We start from the raw sequence: 2,147 nt of genomic DNA on the forward strand, positions 1-2,147 counted from the left end.
TTCTTTGTTAAATAATTAACATAGTTAATTTCATTTGTATGATTTGACTCGAAAGCATAGCCTTCATAGGTAATTGATAAGTTATTTGATAAATACAAAAGGTTATTATAAATTTCTACGTTTACAGTCATTTCCCATAGAGGCTCTTGAAAAACTTCGACAACAATAAATTTATCATTTGTATCACGATTCGATTCGGGATAGCTGTAGGGATTAATTGTTTGTGAAATAGATTCTACAGGGGTTCCTGCACAATCAGAGGTATTATATTTATGTTCAATTATTTCTAAATTGTCACTAGTTAAGACTAATTCATTTGTATAATATGCCAAATTTTTCCTTTCGCCACAATTTGATAACCATGAACCAGTCAGATCGAATGTTTCATCAATAGGCACAGATACAATGGGAGGTACTACACTTTCGCCTTCCACTTCAGAATTGCCACCGCCACAACCGTACAATGTTACGAAAGCAATGCAAATGACGAACCTAATGAGAAAATAGTTAGTAAGTTTTGTATTTATATTAGAATACACAGAAATTCCTTTTATATATGCTAAGCGGATAACGAATGCTTAGGGGCAATTAACAGTTGACCACCATTGCGCCAAGCCAACAGAAAATTGTCGCAGTGAGTTTACGAACAAAAACTATGCCCCCACTTTTACTATTAATTAACATAACTGCTTTTAATTTTGATTGCTAGGCATCAGTCCTATTCAAATGTAAAAATTGAGCGCTAGATGTAAAATGCTGATCCAGAATAACGAATGCCTAAAAAAGTACTCAAAATACAGCTCGTTCCAGAAATTTAACAATGGGTAGCATGGTTAATTCGATAACTATCACATCAAACAGCGCGTTTTCTCGAGCTGTTAATTACATAATAAAGAGTCACTCTTAGGTGTTCGGGCTTATTCAACACTTGGGATAGGACGCAGCTTCGCGCGGCCTATCCTTATTAGTTATATGCGAAAAACACTAAACCTTAGTTTTCACTTAAGGTTTGCTCTATTGTTACTTGGTTATGTAGTAACAAAGTAGACCACACTGTTACGCCAGTATAAATAACTGTAGATAATGCAATTACAACAGTTAGAGCCACTATTGATTTCTGATGCTTATTTTGCGATTTAGAGCTTTCTTCTACTGCTTTTTGGTGCTCTTTCTGATTGTTCGCTTGCAACTCAATCGCTGATATTAGTCTATTACCAACACCTACGATTCGATCAGTAGTCTGACTAGTTTGACTAGTTTGACTATATTCCAATTTAAAACTCCGACTCTTTGAATAGCATATAACGCCTCCTACAGAGGCAAGGGACTTGTCCTATGTTAGGACTTGTTAACTTTAAAACCCTACAAATGAGGGTAAATTAGGAGATAAATAATGCCAGGCAATAGCACCAACAATAAAGATAAGCACCCCTATGATAAGGTACTGTGGTTTGCTGTTTTGCCAATTAGTTTGACTCTCTCTTTTATAGTCAATTATCTTGGCTTCGTGGAGAGATTTATCAATATGCTTCAATGCTTCTAATGCCTTTTCAGGTACTGGGTGACTTTTAGCAAAAGAGTTAGATACAAAATCTGAGAAGTAATCTTTTAATATGATTTTATCTTCTTTGGATAATCTTGAGTCATAAGCTTTACCAAGATTTTCATTATAAGTATCTATACTAGAATCAATTTTAATCAAAATATAAACCTATTTAACAGAAGTAATAAATTATGAACAAAAATGAATATATAAGTTTCCTTGAGAACGCACTAGAGGAAGCTATAACAACATTAGACGAGTGCAAACCTCTTATAGCTTCTAGTACTAATAACTTAATGGATTCACTTATACTAAAATCTATAGTTTCGAATCCAACCAACCAGATAAATCATCTTTGAAATCAGTGAGAGACTCAGAGATAGTTTTATCCGTGTTGCTGTGTTTATCTAATAACTCCTGAAACTTGGATTGACCTTCTAAGGTTGCTAGTAGTTCATAACGGGTTTGTTAATAGCATAATCTTCTTTTAAACGGGCAACCCTATCTTGAAACTCTTTAGCTCTCTTCATCATATCTGACATATAGACCTCCTTGATCTGGGTTTTATAAGTTAACAGCTTATTGAACGGCTCGACCGATAAAG

General features: G+C 34.4%; 3 protein-coding genes. All 3 read right to left on the reverse strand.

Annotated features, from left to right (window positions below; translation table 11 throughout):
- A partial coding sequence (locus tag CXF78_RS14940) for a hypothetical protein (RefSeq protein WP_145991470.1) occupies positions 1 to 539 on the reverse strand: 539 nt, incomplete at its 3' end.
- Positions 540 to 991: 452 nt separating this feature from the next.
- A complete protein-coding gene (locus CXF78_RS14945; protein ID WP_011638991.1) occupies positions 992 to 1,273 on the reverse strand; it encodes a hypothetical protein in 282 nt (93 codons plus the stop codon).
- Between the two features lie 81 nt (positions 1,274 to 1,354).
- Entirely contained in the window at positions 1,355 to 1,702 is a 348-nt protein-coding gene (locus tag CXF78_RS14950) for a hypothetical protein (protein ID WP_102037249.1), read from the reverse strand.
- Positions 1,703 to 2,147: the final 445 nt, after the last annotated feature.

The sequence above is a fragment of the Shewanella sp. 11B5 genome (genome assembly GCF_002836795.1).
In the GTDB taxonomy this organism is placed as follows: domain Bacteria; phylum Pseudomonadota; class Gammaproteobacteria; order Enterobacterales; family Shewanellaceae; genus Shewanella; species Shewanella frigidimarina.